We start from the raw sequence: 20,752 nt of genomic DNA, 5'->3' as shown, positions 1-20,752 counted from the left end.
CGTGTCCTACAAAGCGCTCGGGCTGCTCGCGTCGAGCCGGCCCACCGCGAGGGCGGTCTGCAGCACGTAGGACTCGCGCGCGTCCAAGGGGTCCCACCCGGTGACGTCGGCAACCCGCTTGAGGCGGTAGCGCACGGTGTTGGGGTGCACGTAGAGGGTGCGGGCCGCGGCCTCGAGGGAGCGGCCGGTGCCGAGGTAGGCGGACAGGGTCTCGAGCAACGAGCCCTGGCTCGCGGCGAGCGGCGCGAAGGCCTGGGCGATCAGGGTGCGGCGTGCGGCGACGTCGCCGACGAGCACGCGCTCGGGCAGCAGGTCGTCGGCCATCACCGGGCGGGGCGCCTGCTCCCAGGCCGCCGCGGCGGCGAGGCCCGCGAGAGCGGCGCGCGCCGAGCGGGCGCTGTCGGACAGGTCCTGCACCTCCGGGCCGAGCACGACCGGTCCCGGGCCGAAGCGCGGCAGCAGCGAGACCGCGGCCGCGCGCAGGTCCCCGACCCCGCCGAGGAACACGACGAGGCGGTCGCCCTGGATGCCTACGAGCGCGTCGTCGGCGGCCCGGCGGGTGGCCCGCCGCAGGTCGGAGGCGCGGACCTCGTCGAGCGTGGAGGCCGTGGTCCCGACCATGACCAGCGTGGACCCGCGTCCGCTCCAGCCGAGTGCGGCCACGCGCGAGCGCATCGCGTCGTCGACATCCCCGCGCACGAGCGCGTCGACGACGAGGGCCTCGAGGCGCGCGTCCCACGCGCCCCGGACCTCGGCGGCACGGGCGTAGACCTCCGCGGCCGAGAACGCGACCTCGCGCGAGTAGCGCAGCACGGCCTCGCGCAGCTCGCGCTCCTCGCCCGGGGCGGCGAGCCGGTCGGAGTGCGTCTCGACGACGTCGACGACCACGCGGACGAGCTGGAGCGTGTGCTGCAGCGAGATCGACCGGGTGAGCTCGGGCGGCGCGGCACCGAAGATGTCGCCCACGCCGTGCGGGGGGCGAGTGGGGTCGGCGTACCAGGTGACGAAGGCCGTGATGCCCGCCTGGGCGACGAGCCCGACCCACGAGCGGTCCTCGGCCGGGAGCGTGCGGTACCAGTCGAGGTCCTCGTCGAGACGACGCATCGCGGCCGCGGCGAGGAGCCCGGCCCCGTCGCGCACGCGGCGCTGCGTCTCGGGCCCGCCGTGCGCGGGGACCACGGGCCGGCGTGCCGCCGCTGACCGCTGCCGGCCGCCTGTGGCCGCAGCAGGAGGCGTGGTGGAAGAGCTGGGCATGGGGCGAGCATAGGGCTGCGGTTGTGGGAAGTCGACAAAGTGTGATCCTTGGCGCCCGCGGTCGCCGGGTGCCTTCGGCGACCAGCGGCTAGGGTCGCTGCATGGCTCTTCTGCCCCGGTTGCGACAGCTCATGCGCCGTCCCACGTCTGCGTCGACCGTTGGCGCGCGTCGGCCGACGAGCGCTGCCCGACGCGGCGACACGCTCCACGAGGACGCGCTGCGCTCCATGCTCAGCGACGACCCGAACAACGAGCGCGCGTTCGCCGCACTTGCCGAGATCGTGCGGCGCCGCGCCGCCGACTCCAGCCACGACGACGACCCGCTGACCGCCGAAGGTCTCGACGAGAGCGAGCGCGAGCGCGCCGCGGACCTCGCGGTCTGGGCGCTCGGCGAGGAGCTCGCGGGCAACCCCCGCGCGTGGTTCCCGCTGATCGAGGTCGCGCGGCTGTCCGTGCGCGACGACCACGAGGGCACGCTGCGCCGGCTGCGCACCGCCGCCGAGCGCGACCCCTCGGGCCGTGCGCTCGTCGAGGCGCTCGCGCTGCTGCGCGAGGCCGGCGCGCCGGTCGACGCGCTCGGGCTCGGCGTCGGGCACTGGCACCCCAAGGAGCACGACCCCGAGGTGGCCCGCCAGCTCGTCCTCGCCTCGATCGAGGCCGGGCGCCCGCTCGAGGCCAAGCAGCACATCGCGGCGCTCGACCACTACAAGGACCCGAAGGCCGTGGTGGACCTGCGCGACGAGCTCGTCCGCGAGGTCGCGCACGCGGAGCAGACGATCCCGGGCACCTGACCGTGCGAACGACGAAGGGCGCCTCCCAGTCTGGGAGGCGCCCTTCGTCGTGTCAGTCGCTGGTCAGCTCTCGCCGCCCGCGTTGCCGGACGTACCGGCCGTGACGTCGTGCAGGCGGTACCGCTCGATGGCCTGCGCGGGCGCCTCGGGGGCGACCGCGCCGGAGCGGGCGAGCTGCTGCAGCACGCGCACCACGGTCGACGGGCCGTCGATCTTGAAGTGGCGGCGCGCGGCGGCGCGGGTGTCGGAGAAGCCGAACCCGTCGGCGCCGAGCGTCGCGTACGTGCCGGGGATCCACGCGCGGACCTGGTCGGCGACGAGGTGGTCGTAGTCCGTCGTGGCGACGAACGGACCCTCGGCGCCGGCGAGCTTGCTCGTCAGGTACGCCTCGCGCGGCTCCTCGCCCGGGTGCAGGAAGGCCTGCTGGTCGGCGGCCAGGCCGTCGCGGCGCAGCTCGTTCCAGCTCGTCACGGACCAGACCGCGGCGCGCACGCCCCAGTCGTCGGCCAGCAGCTGCTGGGCCTCGAGCGCCCACGGCACCGCGACGCCCGACGCGAGGATCTGGGCGCGCGGCCCGTCGCCCTCGGCCGGCGCGACGAGGTGGATGCCGCGCAGGATGCCCTCGACGTCCACGCCCTCCGGCTCGGCCGGCTGCACGATGGGCTCGTTGTAGACGGTCAGGTAGTAGATGACGTCGCGGTCACGGTCGTGGCCCTCGCCGTACATCCGCTCGATGCCGTCGCGCACGATGTGCCGCAGCTCGTAGCCGTACGCCGCGTCGTAGTGCACGACGTGCGACATCGTGCCCGCGAGCAGCGGGGAGTGGCCGTCGGCGTGCTGCAGGCCCTCGCCGGTCAGCGTGGTGCGGCCGGCGGTGGCTCCGATGAGGAACCCGCGCGCCATCTGGTCGCCGGCCGCCCAGAACTGGTCGCCGGTGCGCTGGAACCCGAACATCGAGTAGTAGAAGTAGAACGGGATCAGCGGCTCGCCGTGCGTCGCGTACGACGTGCCGACGGCCTGGAACGCGGATGCCGAACCGGCCTCGTTGATGCCGGTGTGCATGATCTGCCCCGACTCGGACTCCTTGTAGCTCAGCATGAGCTCGCGGTCCACGGCGAGGTAGTTCTGGCCGAGCGTGTTGAAGATCTTGGCGCTCGGGAAGATCGAGTCCAGGCCGAACGTGCGGGCCTCGTCGGGGATGATCGGCACCAGGCGGTGGCCGAACTCCTTGTCCTTGACGAGGTCCTTGAACAGGCGCACGAGCGCCATCGTCGTGGCGACCTCCTGGTGCCCCGAGCCCTTGGCCAGGCCCTCGTACACCTTGTCGCCCGGCAGGGTCAGCGCGGTGTGCGTGGTGCGGCGCTCGGGCACGAACCCGCCGAGCTGACGGCGGCGCTCCAGCATGTACTGGATGGCCTCGTCCTCGGGTCCCGGGTGGAAGTACGGCGGGACGTACGGGTTGGCGTCGATCTGCTCGTCCGTGATCGGGATGTGCAGCGAGTCGCGCAGCGTCTTGAGGTCGTCGCTCTTGAGCTTCTTCATCTGGTGCGTGGCGTTGCGCCCGGCGAAGCCGGAGCCCAGGCCGTAGCCCTTGATGGTGTGCGCCAGGATGACCGTCGGCTGGCCCGTGTGCTCGCGCGCGGACTTGTAGGCCGCGTAGATCTTGCGGTAGTCGTGCCCGCCGCGCTTGAGCGCCCAGATCTCGTCGTCCGTCATCTTCTCGACGAGCTGCTTGGTGCGCGGGTCGCGCCCGAAGAAGTGCTCGCGGATGAACGCGCCGTTCTCGGCCCGGTAGGTCTGGAAGTCACCGTCGGGCGTCGTGTTCATGAGGTGGACCAGCGAGCGGTCCTTGTCGGCGTTGAGCAGGGTGTCCCACTCGCGGCCCCAGATCACCTTGATGACGTTCCAGCCCGCGCCGCGGAACTGCGCCTCGAGCTCCTGGATGATCTTGCCGTTGCCGCGGACCGGGCCATCGAGGCGCTGCAGGTTGCAGTTCACGACGAAGGTCAGGTTGTCCAGGCCCTGCTGGCCGGCGAGCTGCAGCATGCCGCGGGACTCGGGCTCGTCCATCTCGCCGTCGCCGAGGAAGGCCCACACGTCCTGCTGGCTCGTGTCCTTGATCCCGCGCAGGTGCAGGTAGCGGTTGGTCCACGCCTGGTAGATGGCGCCGGACGGGCCCAGGCCCATGGACACGGTCGGGAACTCCCACAGGTCCGGCGCGAGGCGCGGGTGCGGGTAGGACGGCAGGCCGCCGCCCGGGTGCGACAGCTCCTGGCGGAAGCCGTCCAGCTGGTGCTCGGACAGGCGGCCCTCGAGGAACGCGCGGGCGTAGACGCCGGGGGAGGCGTGACCCTGGAAGTAGACCTGGTCGCCGCCGCCGGGGTGGTCCTTGCCGCGGAAGAAGTGGTTGAGGCCCACCTCGGTCAGCGTCGCGACGGACGCGTAGGAGGAGATGTGCCCGCCGACCCCGATCCCGGGGCGCTGCGCGCGCGTGACCATGACGGCCGCGTTCCAGCGGTTCCACGAGCGGTAGCGCCGCTCCATGGCCTCGTCGCCGGGGAAGTACGGCTCGTCGTGCACCGAGATGGTGTTGACGTAGGGCGTGTTGAGCGACGCGGGGATCGCGACGTTCCGCTGCCGCGCGTGGCGCAGCATGCTCAGCAGGACGTAGCGGGCCCGGGGGCCGCCCTTCTCGTCGATGAGCCCGTCGAGCGACTCGACCCACTCGCCCGTCTCTTCGGGATCGATGTCCGGTACCTGGCTGAGCAGGCCGCCGATGAGCGGTCCTGTCTCGTCGATCGAAGCCACCAGTGCTCCTCGCCTCTCGTCCGCGCGCGAGCCCTTGTCGGCGTCGGCGCACATCGTCGGCCCGGCCCGGCGGGCGAGACGCGTGGTTGCGCCTGCATGCCGAACGGGGTAGTCGACCCATTCTCGGACCCCGCGGGCCCGAAAGTCACTTTGGGTACCGGATAAGGACCGTGACGTGCGTGACACCCAGTCGTGGGATGGCCGGAGAGTCCTCTTGCCAGGGCCGTCGGTATGCGGTGGGCTACGGTGTGCGGACATCAGGAGGCGGCCGTCCACTACATACCGGTCGTCGTGACGAAGGGATCGGTCGGGACGTGGCAGACAGTGCGGACGGCGTCGCCTCGCAGGCGGCAAGCCGTCTGGAGCTCACCGCTGGACAGGTGATCCAGGAGTTCGGGTACGACGACGACGTCGACGACGACCTGCGCGCGGCGATCGAGGCCGTCACCACGACCGAGCTGGTCGACGAGGACTACGACGACGTGACCGACGGCGCGGTCATCTGGTTCCGCGAGGACGACGGCGACCTGACCGACTACCTCGTCGACGCGCTCACGGTGCTCGACGACAACGGCCCCATCTGGGTGTTCACGCCCAAGTCCGGCCGCGGCGGGCACGTCTCGCACAGCGACATCGAGGAGGCCGCGACCACGTCGGGCCTGCACGCGATGACGACGTTCTCGATCGCCACGGACTGGTCGGCGACCCGGCTGGCGACGCGAGGACGCGGCAAGTGAGCCCTGCAGTGGGCGACGTCGCTCCCGACTTCTCCCTCACGGACACGCACGGCACGCCGGTCACGCTGGCTGGCCTGCGCGGCGGCCCGGTCGCGATCGTCTTCGTGCCGTTCGCATTCTCCGGCACCTGCACGGGCGAGCTGTGCGAGCTGCGCGACAACATCGCCGCGTTCGAGGACGCGGGCGTCCACCTGCTCGTGATCTCGTGCGACCCGTCGCACTCGCTGCGCGCGTGGGCGGAGCACGAGAGCTACGCGTTCGACCTGCTGTCCGACTTCTGGCCGCACGGCGAGACGTCGAAGGCGTACGGAGTGTTCGACGAGAACCGCGGCTACGCCCGGCGCGGCTCGTTCCTCATCGACGCCGAGGGCGTCGTCGTCTGGTCCGTGGTGAGCGAGTCGGGGGCCGCGCGGCCGCTGTCCGCCTACCAGGAAGCGCTCGCCGCGCTCGTCGCCTGAGCGGTCCTGCCCGCGCGTGCCGGCCGGTAGGCTGTGCGCCCGTCGTCGCCCCTCCTTCCGGGCCGACGAGGGGCCTGTAGCTCAGCTGGTCAGAGCGCCGCGCTTACACCGCGGAGGTCGCCGGTTCGAAACCGGCCGGGCCCACCCCGTGCACGCGACGACGCGAGCCACACCTGATCCGGAGTCGCCGTGAACGCCCACGTCAGCCGCCTGACCGTCTACCCGGTCAAGTCGTTCGCGGGGCACGTCGTGGACGAGGTCGAGATGGGGATCGCCGGGCCTGCGGACGACCGGCGGTGGATGGTGGTCGACGACGCGGGCACCACGCTGACCGCGCGCAAGTTCCCGCACATGCTCGCGGCCTCCGCGCAGCCCCTGCCCGACGGCGTCCGGCTCGACGCGGCGGCCCTGGGCCCGCTCGACGTCGCGACGCCGGTGGGCGGCCGCACGCTCGAGGTGACGATGTCGCGGATCCCGACGGTCACGGACGCGGGCGACGACGCGGCCGGCTGGGTCTCCGAGCTCGTCGGGCGCTCGGCGCGGCTCGCGTGGCTCGACGACCCCGCGCGCCGCGGGATGTCCGACAAGCACGGCGGCACCCTCGCCGACCCGCTCGCACTGACCGACACCGCACCGGTGCACCTGTTCACGACGGCGTCGCTGCGCCAGATGGACGCGTGGGCGGCGCAGGCGCACGACGAGGTGGTCGCGGCGGCGCTCGCGCAGGGCAACCCCGCCCCGCCGCCGTTCCAGTCGCTCGACGTGCGGCGGTTCCGGCCGAACATCGTCGTCGACGGCGACCTCGAGCCGTTCGTCGAGGACGGCTGGCACCGGATCACGCTCGGCGACGTGGAGCTGCGCTTCGCCGACCACTGCGGCCGCTGCGTGATGACCACGGTCGACCCCGACACCTACGCGAAGGGTCGCGAGCCGCTGCGCTCCCTGGCCCGGCACCGCCGCTGGGACGGCGAGGTCTGGTTCGGCATCCAGGCCGTCCCGGTCCGCCCGGGCCGCCTCACGCTCGGCGCCCCGGTCACCACCACCATCCGCCCGGCCCTCTAGCCCCGCCCCTCGGGCTGCGCTGCATGCGTGGTTGCAGGACACGCCGGGAGATGTGCGGCGTGTCCTGCAACCACAGATGCAGCGACCCAGGGGCCGCGCGGAAGGCGGAGCGCCCGCGCGGTAGCGTGCGGAGCGTGAGCTCTCCGCGCCTGGCCGACGTCGTGCACGTGCTCGAGCGGCGGTACCCGCCCGCCACCGCGGAGTCGTGGGACGCCGTGGGGCTGGTCGTCGGTGACCCGGCCGACGAGGTGCGCAAGGTGCTGTTCGCCGTCGACCCCGTCGCGGCCGTGGTCGACGAGGCCGTCGCGTGGGGCGCGGACCTCGTCGTGACCCACCACCCGCTGCTGCTGCGCGGGGTGACCGCGGTGGGGGCGGACACGTTCAAGGGCGCCCTCGTCCACCGGCTGATCCGCGGCGGGGTCGGGCTGTACGCGGCGCACACCAACGCGGACGCGGCCGTCGGCGGGGTCGCGGACGCACTGGCCACGGCCATCGGGCTGTTCGACACGACTCCGCTGGTGGCGGCCGACGAGGGCGGCGAGACCGGCATCGGGCGCGTCGGGGTGCTCCGCGAGCCGGTCGCCCTGCGCGAGTTCGCCGCGCGGGTCGCGGCGGCCGTCCCCGCGACCGCGCAGGGCGTGCGGTGGGCGGGCGACCCGGACGGGATCGTCGGGCGCGTCGCGGTGGTGGGCGGCTCCGGCGACTCGCTCTTCGACGCCGTGCGGGCGGCCGGCGTGGACGCCTACGTCACCGCGGACCTGCGCCACCACCCGGCCTCGGAGCTGCGCGAGCGCGCCGAGTTCGACGCGGGCGAGGGGCCGAGCACGCCGTACCTCGTCGACCTGGCGCACTTCGCGTCCGAGTGGCCGTGGCTCGATCACGCGGCCCGGGACCTCGCGGCGGACCTGGCCGCGCTGGGCACTACGGTAGAGACCCGCGTCAGCACCTTGCGCACCGACCCCTGGACGGGGCGAGCCACCCCGCCGGAAGGATCCTCGTGACCACTGCCCCCGCTGCCGACCAGCGTCGTCTGCTCGACGTCCAGGCCCTCGACACCCGCCTCGACCAGCTCGCGCACAAGCGTCGCACGCTGCCCGAGCTGGCGCGTCTCGCGGAGCTGGACTCGCAGCTGGACGACCTGCACACGGCGCTCGTCACCTCCCAGACCGCGGTCAGCGACCTGCGGCGTGAGGTGGCCAAGGCGGAGGCGGACGTCGAGCAGGTGCGCTCGCGCGCGGCGCGGGACCAGGCGCGGCTCGACTCCGGCCAGGGCAGCCCCAAGGACCTGCAGGCCATCCAGCACGAGCTCGAGACCCTGGGTCGCCGCCAGAGCAACCTCGAGGAGGTCGAGCTCGAGGTCATGGAGCGCCTCGAGGCGCACGAGACGGCACTCGCCGAGGTCACGGTCGCGCACGACGCGCTCGTCGCCCGCAGGTCCGAGGTCGTGGGGGAGCGCGACGCGGCGTTCGCCGAGATCGACGCCGAGATCGCGACCGTCGGTGGCGAGCGGTCCGGCCAGGCGAACGGGCTCGACGCGGCCCTGGTGACCCTCTACGAGCGCCTGCGCGGCCAGCTGGGCGGATCGGGCGCTGCGGCGCTGCGCGGTCGCCGGTGCGAGGGCTGCCGCCTCGAGCTGAACCCGCTGGACCTCGACGTCATCAAGAAGAAGTCCGACGACACCGTCGTGCGCTGCGAGGAGTGCGGCCGGATCCTGGTTCGCCTGCCCGAGGCCTGACGCGCCGGGACAACCGCCGCCCGGCTAGCGCCGCGGCCCGAGGGCGGCCAGGGTGGTGCCATGAGCGATCCCGGCACCGGCCGCGCCCCGAAGCCCTCGGGCGCGGGCGTGCGTTTCGACTCCGAGCTGCCCGTCACGGTCGTCCTGGTGCGCCACGGCCAGACCACGATGACCGTCGCGCGCGGCTACTCCGGCTCGAGCGAGCCTGGTCCGCCGCTGGACGAGCACGGCCTCGCGCAGGCGCGCGCCGCGGCGGCGCTCGTCGACCGCGTGGGGCGTGACCTGTGGGGCGACATCGCCTACCCGAGCGAGGTCATCGCCTCGCCGATGGTCCGCACGCAGATGACCGGCGGCATCATCGCCGAGCGGCTGGGCCTCGAGGTCCGCACGGACGCGACCTTCCAGGAGGCAGACTTCGGCGAGTGGCAGGGGCTGACCGCGGAGCAGATCGAGGAGCGCTGGCCGGGCCAGCTCGAGCCGTGGCACACGCGCGGCGACGTCGAGCCGCCCGGCGGCGAGTCGATCGAGCAGGTGGGGGACCGGCTGCGGCGCGGGCTCGACGAGCTCATCGAGGGCGGCACCGACCGGACGGTCGTCGTCGTGAGCCACGCGGTGGCGATCCGGGCCGCGCTGGGCGTGGCGATGGGCGCGCAGCCCTCGTCGTGGAGCCAGCTGCGGGTCGCACCCGCCTCGGTCAGCATCGTCCGGCTCTTCGCCGACAAGCGGCACGAGATCGCCGTCGTCGGCGTCCCGAGCGAGGGCTGGGGCAGCTAGGCCTCGACCAGCACGAGCGCGCCGACGGCCGCCACGACGACGAGCGGCGCGAGCAGCAGCCCCTGCACGACGATCGTCCGGGCGGGCACGGGCAGCATCACCTGGCGGCAGCGGTGCCACCACAGCACGGTGGCCAGGGAGCCCCACGGGGTGATGAGCGGCCCCGCGCCCGTGCCGATCAGCAGCGCCGCGACCCGCAGCGGCTCGGTGCCCGCGGTCGGCTCGAGCGCGAGGTAGGCGGGCAGGTTGTTCACCGCGTTCGACGCGAGCGCCCCGACGCCCGCCAGCCGCAGCAGCTCGCCGAACCCGTCGCCCGAGCCCGCCGCGCGCGAGAGCCACTCGCCCAGCCCGTGCGCGTGCGCGGTCGCCACGACGGCGAACAGCGCGGCGACGACGAGCAGCGTGCGCCACGGGACCAGGTCCTTGGCGGGAACGGGCAGCGCGCGGGTGCGGAGCACGGTCAGGACGGTCAGGACGGCCGCCGCCACGATCGCGGTCGGCGCGGGCGGAGCGCCGACGACGAAGGCCACGGCCATCGCGCCGACGACCGCCGCCGTCACGACGAGCAGGCGCTGGTCGCGCACCGTGCGGTGCGGCGGCTGGTCGTACGTCCCGGCGAGCGCCGACCGGTCCCGCAGCGCGAGGATCCCGACCGTGACGACGATCGCGGCCAGCGCGGGCGCCCACATCAGCCCCAGGTAGTTGACGCCCTGCGCGCGCAGCGTGTGGTCGGCCAGCAGGTTCGTCAGGTTGGAGACCGGCAGCAGCAGCGAGGCCGTGTTCGCGAGCGCGAGCACGGCCAGCGCCCACGGCAGCGGGTGGCTGCGAGTCTGGCGGGCGAGCGCGATGACGACGGGCGTGAGCAGCACCGCGGTGGTGTCGAGCGAGAGGACCGCCGTGCTCAGCGTGGCGAGCACGACGACGAGCAACCACAGCACAGGTCGTCGCCCGCCGCCCACGCGCGCAGCGAGGCGAGCGGCCGCGTCGAACAGCCCCGCGCCGGCGCACATCTCCGCGGTGATCGTCAGGGCCGCCACGAAGAGCAGGATCGGCACGGTGCGCGAAGCAAGCTCGCGCGCGTCGTCGGAAGGGAGCCAGCCCGCGAGGACGACGACGAGGGTCACGACGACGCCGACGGACCACCAGGGCACCCTCCGGCGTGGCGCGGTCATGCCACGACGAGGGACAGGACCCGAGCCCCGCGAGACTTGCGCGGGGCGAGCTCGACCGCGAGCAGCTCGTCGCCGACGAGCTCGGACGCGACGCGCGCGAGCTGCTCGGCGTCGCGCGGCACGCGTCCGCGGCGGGTCAGCAGGTGCCGGGTCAGGACGCCCCGGGTGTGCTTGGCGTGGTGCGAGACGACCGAGCGCACGCCGTCCAGCTCGCGCTCGACGCGCACGGTGACCCAGTCGGCGCTGCGCGGCGGCGTCCACGCGGCGAGGTAGGCGGCCGAGCGGCAGTCGACGACCAGCTGCCCGTCCGCCTGGGGGTCCAGCACCTCCGCGAGCGGCGCCCGCCACGCGGCGGCCAGCGACCCGATGCCCGGCAGGTCCGTCCCCATGGACAGCCGGTAGGCCGGCACGACGTCCTCGGGCGTGACGACGCCCCAGAGCCCCGAGACGATCCGCACGTGCTCGGCCGCCCGCGCACGACCCGTCGGCGTCAGGCGGTCCAGGCCGGCCGCGCCGTACAGCACACCGGTGTAGACCCGGCGAGCGGGGCCTGCGACTCCCTGGTGCAGGGAGGTGTTGCGTGCCACCTCGTCGGCCAGCGACGCGCCCACCCCGAGCAGCTCGAGCGCGTCGGGCCGCCCACTGACCTCCGCGAGCGCGTCGACCACCTTGCGGCGCACGGGCGCGAGGGCGGGGAAGGACAGGGCGTCGACGTCGACCGGGCGGCCGCGGCGGGGGGAGGTCTTGGCCTCCGACGGGGGCAGCATCACGAGCACGCCCTGACTGTAGGCTGCCGCGCGTTGCCGCTCGACTCGGGGGATTGCCATGGCGCAGGTGAAGATCTACGGCCGTCGCGACGTCTGGGCGCCCCGGCGCTCCGCGCTGTCCGACGCGATCCACGCGGCACTCGTCGAGACGTGGGGCCTGCCGCAGGAGAAGCGGTTCCACCGGTTCCTGCTGCTCGACGCGGAGGACCTCGTCGCTCCGCGCTCGGAGCAGTACCTCGTCGTGGAGATCGTCTGCTTCACCGGGCGGTCACCGCAGGCTCGTCGGGCGCTCCTGGCGGCCCTGTACGCCAACACGGCGACGCTGGGGCTCGACGCCGAGGACCTGGAGATCGTCATCCTCGAGAGCCCGCCGCAGAACTGGGGCATCCGCGGCATGCCCGGCGACGAGCTGACGCTGAGCTACAGGGTCGACGTGTGATCGCGCTGCTGGACCACCTCGAGCTCCTCGTCGTCCTCGATCGGGTCGTCGGCCAGCAGGCCCCGCTCACGTCCGACGCGGACCGCTGAGTCGCGGTCGTTGACCTCCAGCTTGCGGTAGATCGACCGGCACTGAGTCTTGACCGTGTTGCGCGAGACGAACAGCGACATCGCGATCTGGTTGAGAGTGACGGGCAGGGCGAGGTGGGCGAGTATCACACGCTCGCGCCGCGAGAGGTAGCTCGAAGTGTCCATACCCCTCGTTCGGAGCGGTCACCCCGGTGGATGGGAGCAGATAGGCTCAACCACGCGGATGAGTCAGTCAGGCGGCCGCGTCGAGCCCTCGGGCTCGCCGAGGAACGTCCGGGCTCCGTAGGGCAGGGTGGTGGGTAACACCCACCCGGGGTGACCCGCGGGACAGTGCCACAGAGAACAGACCGCCTCTCCGGTCCGCCGGAGAGGTAAGGGTGAAACGGTGGTGTAAGAGACCACCAGCGTGCCGGGCGACCGGTGCGGCTAGGTAAACCCCACCCGGAGCAAGGCCAGACAGGGAGCGTTCGAGGGCTGCTCGCCCGAGCTCCCGGGTAGGCCGCTGGAGGCGTGCGGCAACGTACGTCGTAGATGGATGGCCGTCACCCGTGCGGGGGCAACCGCGCGCGGGGACAGAACCCGGCGTATCGACTGACTCATCCGCTTTTATGCCGCTGACCTGCGGTGTTGCGATCTAGACCTTCGCTCGGGGGCTCTCGGGGGCCGTCGCGTTGGTGGCGAGGTGCCGCGTGTTGCGTCGTGCGCGTGCGTGGAGGCTCCAAGTCCCCACAATGGTTCGTCTGGATCCGGTGAGATACTTGCCACGTGGTAGGTGATCGGAACGGCGGTCCGGACGAACGGGTGGGCGAGTCTGAGGGGTCTGTGCCGTCCGACCTCGTTGCCGCAGTCGACCGCTACCTTGCTCGGCGACCGGCCGTCCCGGATGAGCTCCTCGCCGACCTCCGTGCGATAGACGATCTGCCGACCCAGCGCGAGCACGGCTGAGCTTCCGTCGTCGCTGAATGCGCTCACTCCAGCATCCAGGACGACGCCTGTCGACGACGCCTGGACAGGGAGCCGCAGTCGACGGGTGAAAAGTCCGCCCGAGCGACGCCGTGCCGGAGCGCGCGCATCGCGGCCCGAGCGATCGATTCGTCAGGTGGAACTGTGTTCGTGGCGGGGCAGCCATGTGAGCAACTCGGTGCCGAGGGAACGGATGAGTTCAGCGCCCCAGAGCGTCAAGGTCTGCTGCCACGGGTGTCCGAAGGTACCCCAACTCAGGTTTGCTGCCGCGTGGACGTAGTAATCCCCGTTCGGAAACACCGGAACTGGCCAGTCGTGCAGGTCGGCGACGGCGTGAGACGCGGGCGAGTATCTGTATGCCCCGTGCTGCCAGTCAAGGGCAACCAAGTCCTCGTCGCCGGCGAGGTGCACGAAGGCGCGGAGCGCGGCCGCGTTGATCGCGGACTCACTTGCTGCGAACACTGGGCCAGGCTCGGAGAAGATCGACGAGAGGCCGATGACCAAACTGCCCGTCGGTGCATCGATCGCTGGCTGGGAGCGTTCGGCGAACTCCGGCTTGAAGTCGAACTTGTCATAGAAGGGCTTCCACGCCGAGTCGTAGTCGACCGGATGCCACGGACCTTCCGATGCGAGGGGGCTACTCACAGCGCCACGCTACTCGGCCGCCGGGCTAACACGCGCTCATCGTCGTGTCCGGGCTGCTCGATACCTGCTCAGTTTTCAGCCGTCGGAACCTGCTCAAGATTCGGCCGTCGTTGACAGACTCCAGCGCGAAGCCCTCAAACGCTGACGAGCGACTCAGGCCATAAGTCCTTCGCGCACTCCTCGCGCGAGACGGGCTCGTGAGGTGTGCTCACGATGTGATCGTGCGGCGATCGGATGAAGCTCCACGAGGCGACCGGCCCTTCGATATGTGCCGCAAGTCCGACGTCGGCGCTTCTGGCGCGCTGGTCGATTCGGCGTGCCGAGCCCGACTGCCGACATCAGTCTTGTACCCGGCCGGTGACATGTTCGCCCGCGCAGAGACCCGGGTGCGGTGCTGGACTGCGCGCCGCTCGCCAGAGGATTGCGACCGCTAGCGTCTCGTCATGACCTCAGTCGAACGGTGGGAACGCCGCACCGAGTGGCCTCTGACGGTAGCTGCGCTCGTCTTCCTCATCGCGTACGCCATCCCCATCGCCTGGCCAGACGTGGGCGCCGCTACGCGGTCCGTGTGCTCGGGGATCACCTGGCTGACGTGGGCGGTGTTCGCTCTGGATTACCTGGTGCGGCTTCACTTGGCCGAGCGGCGGTGGTCGTTCGTCCGCCACAACGTCCTAGACCTGGCCATCGTTGTCCTGCCAATCCTGAGGCCGCTGCGGCTCGTGCGCGTCCTTGCGCTTGTGTCGGTGCTGAACCGCAGCGGCGCGCGCAACCTCCGTGGCCAGGTGGTCCTGTACGCCGGGGCCGGGACACTGCTGCTCGTCCTGCTTGGCGCGCTGGCCATCACTGACGCCGAGCGCGGACACGACGGCTCCAATGTCGCCAACCTCGGGTACGGCTTCTGGTGGGCGGCGACCACGCTGACTACCGTCGGGTATGGGGACCGCTTTCCTGTCACGACCACGGGTCGGTTCGTCGCGGTCGTCCTCATGGCCGGGGGCTTGGCGTTGCTCGGCACGATCACTGCCACGCTGGCCTCGTTGCTCGTGGAGCGAGTGGCAGAGGCTAATGAGGACGAGCAGGCGGCGACCCGCGCTCAGGTGCGCGAGTTGGCCGCCGAGTTTCGCGCCTTGCGCGACCAACTGCCCGCCGGAGGCACTTCGTCGCAGTGAGGCCCTACTCAGGCCCGAAGCTGCCCGCTCCTGCTGCCACCGCAACCCGGAGCGCGATCGTCAACACGCCGATACCGGCCAGGGCCCACCATGCCCACGGCCGCGCCTGCAAACGGACTTCGACCAACTGGCGGGGCGGTCTCTGCCTGCCCCGACGCGAACCTGCCACACGCCGCCGCCGCGTGCGCGACGACCGTCGCCGCCGGGCTGGCCTAGCCGCACCGGGCCCACCGCCGTCCAGAAGATCGAGAATCGACTTGTCGTGGGACCGCCAGTCACTAGCCACGGGTTTGCATCGGCACCGCGATGAGCGGAGTCAAGAGCTGCGCGGTGTGCCCACGCACGGCGAGTGCTGCCACGCGAGCACTCACCGGGCGCCGCCCCGCCCGGCCTCGCTAGCGTGGGGAGCGTGCAGACGCCGCCCGACGAGATCGCCACGGCCGGCGAGGTGATGCAGGCGTACGTCCCCGCGGACTGGCCGGTCGAGCAAGCGCTCTCGCGCGTGGCGGATGTGCCGCGGTGGACGTTCTACCCGCCCGACCTGAGCGAGCCCGCCGCGCGCGAGCGGGTGGCGCGGACCATCGCCCGTGCCGGACTCGCGGTGCGGTACGTCATCCGGACCGCGCAGGGACCGGTCGGCATGGTGGGGATTTCGGGCCTGGACGGGTCGACTCCCGACGTGTTCTACGCGCTGCTGCCCGGCGGGCGCGGCCGAGGGGTCGCGACGCGCGCGGTCGTTGCGCTCGCGGACTGGGCGCTGGATCACGGGGCAGAGGAAGTCCACGTGACGACGCTCGTCGGGAACGACGCCAGCGAGGCGGTCGCGCGTCGCGCCGGCTTCGCGGTCACGGAGGAACGCTTGGATGAGCGTGACGGTGCGCCGATCCGCATCTGGTCCAGGCTGCGTGCCTGACGTGCTCGCCGACGGCGGGCCCGACAGCGCGTCCCACGGTGCGAGCGCGGGTCGCACGCGACGCGCCGTCGCGCCGCCGCGCCCACGGTCGAGGGGGGACGAAGGTCCAGGTGGCGGGCGCGGAGCGGAGGCCAGGGTGGTGACCGTGATCACGGTCCAGGGTGTCGGCGCGCACGAGACGATCCGCACTGACCGGCTGCTGCTGCGACGGTTCACGGCCGCGGACGGCGATGCCCTGCACGCCTACCTCTCGCAGCCCGAGGCCGTGCAGTTCGAGCCGTACGGCCCTCAGCCGCGCGCGCAGTGCCACGAGCTCGCCCTCGAGCGGGCGGGCGACGCCGCGTTCTGGGCCGTCTGCCTGCGCTCGGACGAGCGCCTCGTCGGGAACCTGTACCTGCGGCTCGACGAGCCCCAGGCGTGGCGGTCGTACACGCTGGGCTACGTCTTCGACCCGGGCATCTGGGGGCGGGGCTATGCGACGGAGGCGACCGCCGGGCTGCTCGACGTCTGCTTCCGCGCGTGGGGTGCGCACCGCGTCACCGCCCGCTGCGACCCGCGCAACACGCGCTCGTCGGCGCTGCTCGAGCGGCTGGGCATGCGGCGCGAGGGGCACCTGCGCCAGGTGGCGGCGTTCTCGACGGACGCGGACGGGCAGCCCTGCTGGCACGACGCGTTCGTGTACGCAGCGGTCGAGAGCGAGTGGTCGGGCGACGAGCAGCGGTGCACGCCGTACGCCGGCTGGATGCACTCCGTGCCTCGCTGATGGAGCTCGTGGTCACGTCCGCGACCCGCGCCGACGTCCCCGCGGCCGCCGACGTCCTCGCCGAGGCGTTCCGGGACGACGCCGCGACGCTGGCGATCACGGGCCTCGGACGACCGACCGTGGCGCAGCTCGCCGCGCTCTTCCGTCCCCTGATCAGCAGCGGCCCGCTCCGGCACGGGCACGTGGACCTCGCTCGACGAGCCGACGACGGGACGCTCGTCGGCGTCGCGCTCTGGGAGCCGCCCGGTCGGGTCTCGTCGCTGGCCCACCTCGCGCACGAGGCGGCCGAGCTCCCGGCGTTCCTCCGTGCCCTCGGGGTCCGCGGGATGGTCCGCGCGGCGCGCAACCAAACGCGGCTGGCGACGCACCGGCCGTCGGAGCCCCACTGGTACCTCGCGATGATCGGCGCGGCCGACGAGGCCCGCGGGGCGGGTGTCGGCTCCGCGCTGCTCGCCGCACGCCTGGCCGTCGTCGACGCCGACGCGATGCCCGCGTACCTGGAGTCGTCGAGCGAGCAGAACCGGCGCCTGTACGCGCGGCACGGGTTCGCGACGACGTCGATCATCACCGCGGTCGAGGGTGCGCGGCCCGCAGCGATGTGGCGGCCCGCTCGGCGGGGCTAGTCGCCGTCGGCCCGGACCTGGGCCGGGGTGCGCAGCAGGAGGCAGAACTCGTTGCCCTCCGGGTCGGCCAGAACGTGCCACAGGACCTCGGGCCCCTGCCCGATGTCGACGGGCGTCGCGCCGAGCGCGAGCAGGCGGGCGAGCTCGGTGGCCTGGTCGGAGCCGTCCGGCGGCCGCAGGTCCGGGTGCAGGCGGTTCTTCACCGCCTTCGCCTCGGGGACCTTGAGGAACAGCCACTCGGCGGAGCGGTCGGCCGCACGGATGCCCACCTCGTCGTCGTCCGGGTCCTCGTCCCACGCGCGTTCCCAGCCGAGCACCTCCGCCCACCAGCCGGCCAGCGCGTTCGGGTCGGTGCAGTCGATCGAGAGGTGCGAGACGACGAGGCCCATCAGTGCTCCTTCGGGGTGGACGGTCGCAGGGTGACGGTCCCGGAGTCGATGTCGAACGGCGGGGCGTCGTCGCCGGCGTAGTCGATGTCGAGCTGCTGGCGCTCCTGCTCGGCGGTCAGGTGGACGCGGTTGGGCTGGAAGACCTCGATGAAGTCGCCGAGCATCCCGGACGACGAGGCGCCGCCGGTGGACCGCGGGCGCTCACGTCGCCGGTCGAAGACGCCACGGGCGACGAGGCGGTCGACGAGAAGCGCGACGAGGACCACGGCGGCGACGACGAGGACCCAGCGCATCGGCCCATCGTGACATCCGACGGCCGCCGGTGCGCGGTGCTCGCGCGTCTCTCGTGGGGAGCCGACATGCTAGGAGCAACCGCGCAGGTCCAGGTCATCTGGTCGCAGGAGGTCATCCATGCCCGACGCCGACGACAGCCGCCCCGACGAGCCGGGAACGCCGGAAGCCGGGGAGTCGGCACCAGACCCCGCGGAGTCGGGGCCGCAGGAGCCCGACGTCGACGAGGACGAGTCGGCCGACGAGCCCGAACCGGAGCCAGCGCCCGCCATCGAGGCCCACGCCCTCGGCCTCCACCTGCGCACGGGCTGGGTCTTCCGCCACGTCACCCTCACGGCACACCCGGGCGACGCGATCGAGGTCGTCGGCAGCGGCGGCACGGGCCGATCGATGCTGCTGCTCGCTCTCGTCGGCCGGGCGCGGCACAGCACAGGTGACCTGTCGGTCCTCGGCCGCCCGGTCCCGACCGGCCGCACAGGCGCCGCGCAGGCACGGGCGGTCAGGCGTCGGACCGCCGTGGCCCAGGTCGGGCCTCCGATCGAGCTCGAAGGCCAGCAGCGGGTCCGCGAGGCCGCCGCCGAGCGACGCCGGTGGGACCACGTCCACCGCCGCGAGGACGTCCAGACCCTCGGGTACGACGAGGCCGCGGCCCTCGTCGGGCTCGCCGTGGACCCGCACGAGCTCGTCGACGAGCTCGCCGCGGTCGACCGCACGCTGCTCGCCGTCGCGCTCGCCCTGGCCGCCCCGCACGAGGTGCTCGTCGTCGACGACGTCGACCGCGGGCTGAGCGAGGCCGAGCACCGCCGCTTGGGCGACGCGCTGGCCGACGTGGCCGCGACCGGCGTCGTCGTGATCTCCGCCGCGACCCGTCCCAGCGGCGCGGAACTGGCCCGCGTGCTCGACATGCCGATCCACGACGCGGTCCATGCAGCCGCCCAGGTCCGGGAGACCCGATGAACGTCCTCGCCCTGACGGTCGCCGAGCTGCGCCGCTACCGTCGCCCGCTCGAGCGGCTCGCGATCGGCTTCCTCGTCCTGGTCCCGACGCTGTACGGCGGCCTGTACCTGTGGTCCAACTGGGACCCCTACGGCAAGGTCGACACGATCAAGGTCGCGGTCGTCAACGACGACGTCCCGGTGACGACCGACGACGGCGAGAAGGTGACCGCCGGCGACCAGATGGTCGACGAGCTCGAGAAGGAGCCGGTCGTCGACTGGACGCCCACCGACGCGGCCGAGGCCGCCGACGGTCTCGCCGCCGGCCGGTACCTCATGGTCATCACGATCCCGTCCGACTTCTCGGCGAACCTGGCCTCGGTCGAGGGCGGCTCTCCGCAGGCGGCGCGCGTGGTGCTGGCCCGCGACGGCGCGAACGGGTTCATCGTGTCGGTCGCGTCGCGTGGGGCGGCCCTCGAGCTGCAGGAGCGCATCAACCAGGCCGCGCTCGCGGCCTACCTGCGCGTGGCGTTCGGCGACCTCGGGGAGCTGAAGAGCGGGCTCAAGGACGCGGCGAAGGGCGCGTCGGACCTCGCAGACGGTGCCGCGGCCGCTCACGACGGCGCGACGAAGCTCTCGTCGGGCCTCAAGACAGCGGTCACGGGCACGACGAAGCTCCGCGACGGGGCCGAGAAGGTGGCCGACGGCAACGAGCAGATCGCGGCCGTCGTCGACCCCGTGACGGACGACCTGCTGCCGCTGCTGCCCGGTGCCGTCGACGCGGCGGGCGACGTGACTGCGGCCGTCAGCGACCTCACCGACGCCGTCGCGACGGGCGCGAGCAGCATCGGGGCCCAGACGACCGCCACGGTGGCGGCGCTCGACGCCCTGGCGGCTGCACATCCCGAGCTCGCCGACGACCGCACGTTCACGACCGCGCACGACGCGGCGGAGGCGGCGGCCGCGCGCGCCGACGACGTCACCGCTGCGACCAAGGACGTGGCCGCCGCGGCGAAGGATGCCCAGAGCGCGGCCGACGCGATCGGCGCGAAGGCACCGGCCATCGAGAAGAAGATCTCCGGCGCCCGCGACGACATCGACGCGCTGGCCACGGGCTCGCGCCAGGTCGCCGACGGCCTCGCCGACCTGGTCCCGGCGCTGAGCGACGCCCAGGACGGCGCCGCGCAGCTCGCGGACGGCACGCAGAAGCTCGACGACGGCGCGACCAAGCTCGCCGACTCGCTGACCGGCGCGGCGGGCAAGGTGCCGCACATCGACGACCCCGAGGCGACGGCGGACGCGATCTCGTCGCCGTCGCTCGTCGAGGAGAAGGGCGTCAACCTCGCCCCGACCTACGGCGCCGGGCTCGCGCCGTTCTTCTTCGGCATCGCGCTGTGCGTGTTCGGCGTCGTCGCGTTCACGGTGCTGCGGCCGATCAACCCGCGCGGGCTGACCTCACGGGCGTCGTCGGTCACCGTCGCACTGGCGGGCTTCCTTCCCGTGGCGGTCGTCGGGATCGTCGGCGGCTGGGTGCTCACGGCGGTCATCGTGCTGACGCTCGGGCTCGACCCCGTCTCGTGGCCGGGGCTGCTCGGCCTGGTCACGCTCGGGTCGCTCGCGTTCACGGCGATCGCGCACGCGCTGCGCACCGCGTGGGGCGTGGTCGGCTCGTCGATCGCGCTCGTGCTGCTCATGCTCCAGCTGACCAGCTGCGCCGGGATCTCCCCGGTGCAGACGCTGCCCGGTTTCTTCCAGGCGCTGCACCCGGTGCTGCCCATGACGTACGTCGTCGACGGGCTGCGCATCGCGATGACCGGCGGCCCGTCCGACCGCCTGGGCCTCGACCTGCTCGTCGTGGCCGGGTTCCTCGCGGTGGCCGTCGCGGCGGGCGTGCTCGTCGTGCGCTGGCGCCGGCGGTGGCACGTCGAGGAGCTCAAGCCCGTGCTGGGGGAGTGAGCTCCTCGACGACCAGGCG

Annotated in this window: 22 protein-coding genes, 1 tRNA gene and 1 other RNA gene; 16 read left to right on the top strand and 8 right to left on the bottom strand. The window is 73.0% G+C overall.

Going from position 1 to position 20,752, the window contains the following annotated elements; translation table 11 throughout:
* Nucleotides 1–6: 6 nt before the first annotated feature.
* Entirely contained in the window at nt 7–1,254 is a 1,248-nt protein-coding gene (locus D1825_RS16930; RefSeq protein ID WP_118768594.1) for a PucR family transcriptional regulator, read from the bottom strand.
* A gap of 101 nt (nt 1,255–1,355) precedes the next feature.
* Between D1825_RS16930 and D1825_RS16925 the strand changes: the two genes are divergently transcribed.
* Nucleotides 1,356–2,045: a hypothetical protein gene (locus D1825_RS16925; RefSeq protein WP_233549960.1), complete on the top strand. Its 690-nt coding sequence runs from the start codon at nt 1,356–1,358 to the stop codon at nt 2,043–2,045.
* Nucleotides 2,046–2,108: 63 nt separating this feature from the next.
* Here D1825_RS16925 and aceE read toward each other — a convergent pair whose 3' ends face one another.
* The gene (gene aceE, locus D1825_RS16920; RefSeq protein ID WP_118768592.1) at nt 2,109–4,853 is read right to left on the bottom strand and encodes a pyruvate dehydrogenase (acetyl-transferring), homodimeric type; all 2,745 of its coding nucleotides are present in this window, start codon (nt 4,851–4,853) and stop codon (nt 2,109–2,111) included.
* A gap of 314 nt (nt 4,854–5,167) precedes the next feature.
* On the opposite strand from aceE, the gene D1825_RS16915 reads away from it, so the two are divergent.
* The 7 genes from D1825_RS16915 to D1825_RS16885 all read left to right on the top strand — a co-directional run bounded on the left by D1825_RS16915 (nt 5,168) and on the right by D1825_RS16885 (nt 9,619).
* Nucleotides 5,168–5,590 (top strand): DUF3052 domain-containing protein, encoded by a 423-nt coding sequence (locus D1825_RS16915; RefSeq protein WP_118768591.1) that lies wholly within the window; start codon nt 5,168–5,170, stop codon nt 5,588–5,590.
* Nucleotides 5,587–6,048, top strand: coding sequence for a peroxiredoxin (locus D1825_RS16910; RefSeq protein WP_118768590.1), 462 nt, complete (start codon nt 5,587–5,589; stop codon nt 6,046–6,048). The genes D1825_RS16915 and D1825_RS16910 overlap by 4 nt, the downstream gene beginning before the upstream one ends.
* A gap of 70 nt (nt 6,049–6,118) precedes the next feature.
* Nucleotides 6,119–6,192: transfer RNA gene (locus D1825_RS16905), tRNA-Val, on the top strand.
* 45 nt (nt 6,193–6,237) lie between these two features.
* A complete protein-coding gene (locus D1825_RS16900) occupies nt 6,238–7,110 on the top strand; it encodes an MOSC domain-containing protein (RefSeq protein ID WP_233549959.1) in 873 nt (290 codons plus the stop codon).
* Nucleotides 7,111–7,244: 134 nt separating this feature from the next.
* The gene (locus D1825_RS16895) at nt 7,245–8,111 is read left to right on the top strand and encodes a Nif3-like dinuclear metal center hexameric protein (RefSeq protein WP_233549958.1); all 867 of its coding nucleotides are present in this window, start codon (nt 7,245–7,247) and stop codon (nt 8,109–8,111) included.
* Nucleotides 8,108–8,845: a zinc ribbon domain-containing protein gene (locus D1825_RS16890; RefSeq protein WP_118768588.1), complete on the top strand. Its 738-nt coding sequence runs from the start codon at nt 8,108–8,110 to the stop codon at nt 8,843–8,845. Before D1825_RS16895 ends, D1825_RS16890 begins: the two co-directional genes overlap by 4 nt.
* A 60-nt stretch (nt 8,846–8,905) precedes the next feature.
* A complete protein-coding gene (locus tag D1825_RS16885; RefSeq protein WP_118768587.1) occupies nt 8,906–9,619 on the top strand; it encodes a histidine phosphatase family protein in 714 nt (237 codons plus the stop codon).
* Here the strand turns inward: D1825_RS16885 and D1825_RS16880 are convergent.
* Both D1825_RS16880 and D1825_RS16875 read right to left on the bottom strand, forming a co-directional pair.
* Nucleotides 9,616–10,791, bottom strand: coding sequence for an SLC13 family permease (locus tag D1825_RS16880; RefSeq protein WP_118768586.1), 1,176 nt, complete (start codon nt 10,789–10,791; stop codon nt 9,616–9,618). The two genes, D1825_RS16885 and D1825_RS16880, sit on opposite strands and share 4 nt — an antisense overlap.
* A complete protein-coding gene (locus D1825_RS16875; protein ID WP_118768585.1) occupies nt 10,788–11,567 on the bottom strand; it encodes a YaaA family protein in 780 nt (259 codons plus the stop codon). Before D1825_RS16875 ends, D1825_RS16880 begins: the two co-directional genes overlap by 4 nt.
* Before the next feature lie 49 nt (nt 11,568–11,616).
* Here D1825_RS16875 and D1825_RS16870 point away from each other — a divergent pair, with 49 nt between their 5' ends.
* Nucleotides 11,617–11,997, top strand: coding sequence for a tautomerase family protein (locus D1825_RS16870; RefSeq protein WP_118768584.1), 381 nt, complete (start codon nt 11,617–11,619; stop codon nt 11,995–11,997).
* Here the strand turns inward: D1825_RS16870 and D1825_RS16865 are convergent.
* On the bottom strand, nt 11,979–12,251 hold the full coding sequence (locus D1825_RS16865; protein WP_118768583.1) for a LuxR C-terminal-related transcriptional regulator: 273 nt from the start codon (nt 12,249–12,251) through the stop codon (nt 11,979–11,981). The genes D1825_RS16870 and D1825_RS16865 overlap by 19 nt on opposite strands.
* A 59-nt stretch (nt 12,252–12,310) precedes the next feature.
* Here D1825_RS16865 and rnpB point away from each other — a divergent pair.
* Nucleotides 12,311–12,689: RNase P RNA component class A (gene rnpB, locus D1825_RS16860), an RNA gene on the top strand.
* Between the two features lie 492 nt (nt 12,690–13,181).
* Here the strand turns inward: rnpB and D1825_RS16855 are convergent.
* Complete coding sequence (locus D1825_RS16855) at nt 13,182–13,694, bottom strand: DUF2716 domain-containing protein (protein WP_118768582.1); 513 nt, start codon at nt 13,692–13,694, stop codon at nt 13,182–13,184.
* Between the two features lie 443 nt (nt 13,695–14,137).
* Here D1825_RS16855 and D1825_RS16850 point away from each other — a divergent pair, with 443 nt between their 5' ends.
* The 4 genes from D1825_RS16850 (at nt 14,138) to D1825_RS16835 (ending at nt 17,162) form a co-directional block, all read left to right on the top strand.
* Complete coding sequence (locus D1825_RS16850) at nt 14,138–14,863, top strand: potassium channel family protein (protein ID WP_118768581.1); 726 nt, start codon at nt 14,138–14,140, stop codon at nt 14,861–14,863.
* Nucleotides 14,864–15,272: 409 nt separating this feature from the next.
* Complete coding sequence (locus tag D1825_RS16845; RefSeq protein ID WP_118768580.1) at nt 15,273–15,776, top strand: GNAT family N-acetyltransferase; 504 nt, start codon at nt 15,273–15,275, stop codon at nt 15,774–15,776.
* A 145-nt stretch (nt 15,777–15,921) separates the two neighbouring features.
* Complete coding sequence (locus tag D1825_RS16840) at nt 15,922–16,539, top strand: GNAT family N-acetyltransferase (RefSeq protein WP_233549957.1); 618 nt, start codon at nt 15,922–15,924, stop codon at nt 16,537–16,539.
* The gene (locus tag D1825_RS16835) at nt 16,539–17,162 is read left to right on the top strand and encodes a GNAT family N-acetyltransferase (RefSeq protein ID WP_118768578.1); all 624 of its coding nucleotides are present in this window, start codon (nt 16,539–16,541) and stop codon (nt 17,160–17,162) included. Before D1825_RS16840 ends, D1825_RS16835 begins: the two co-directional genes overlap by 1 nt.
* Here D1825_RS16835 and D1825_RS16830 read toward each other — a convergent pair.
* Nucleotides 17,159–17,551 (bottom strand): VOC family protein, encoded by a 393-nt coding sequence (locus D1825_RS16830; protein ID WP_118768577.1) that lies wholly within the window; start codon nt 17,549–17,551, stop codon nt 17,159–17,161. The two genes, D1825_RS16835 and D1825_RS16830, sit on opposite strands and share 4 nt — an antisense overlap.
* Nucleotides 17,551–17,844, bottom strand: coding sequence for a DUF6191 domain-containing protein (locus D1825_RS16825; protein WP_118768576.1), 294 nt, complete (start codon nt 17,842–17,844; stop codon nt 17,551–17,553). Before D1825_RS16825 ends, D1825_RS16830 begins: the two co-directional genes overlap by 1 nt.
* A 118-nt stretch (nt 17,845–17,962) precedes the next feature.
* Here D1825_RS16825 and D1825_RS16820 point away from each other — a divergent pair, with 118 nt between their 5' ends.
* Nucleotides 17,963–18,799, top strand: coding sequence for an ATP-binding cassette domain-containing protein (locus D1825_RS16820; RefSeq protein WP_118768575.1), 837 nt, complete (start codon nt 17,963–17,965; stop codon nt 18,797–18,799).
* Nucleotides 18,796–20,733: a YhgE/Pip domain-containing protein gene (locus tag D1825_RS16815; protein WP_118768574.1), complete on the top strand. Its 1,938-nt coding sequence runs from the start codon at nt 18,796–18,798 to the stop codon at nt 20,731–20,733. Before D1825_RS16820 ends, D1825_RS16815 begins: the two co-directional genes overlap by 4 nt.
* Nucleotides 20,734–20,752: the final 19 nt, after the last annotated feature.

It is taken from the genome of Cellulomonas rhizosphaerae (assembly GCF_003470205.1).
GTDB classification, from domain to species: Bacteria; Actinomycetota; Actinomycetes; order Actinomycetales; family Cellulomonadaceae; genus Cellulomonas; species Cellulomonas rhizosphaerae.
Note: the sequence above shows the minus strand (reverse complement) of the source record. Positions and strands in the feature narration are given on the sequence as shown.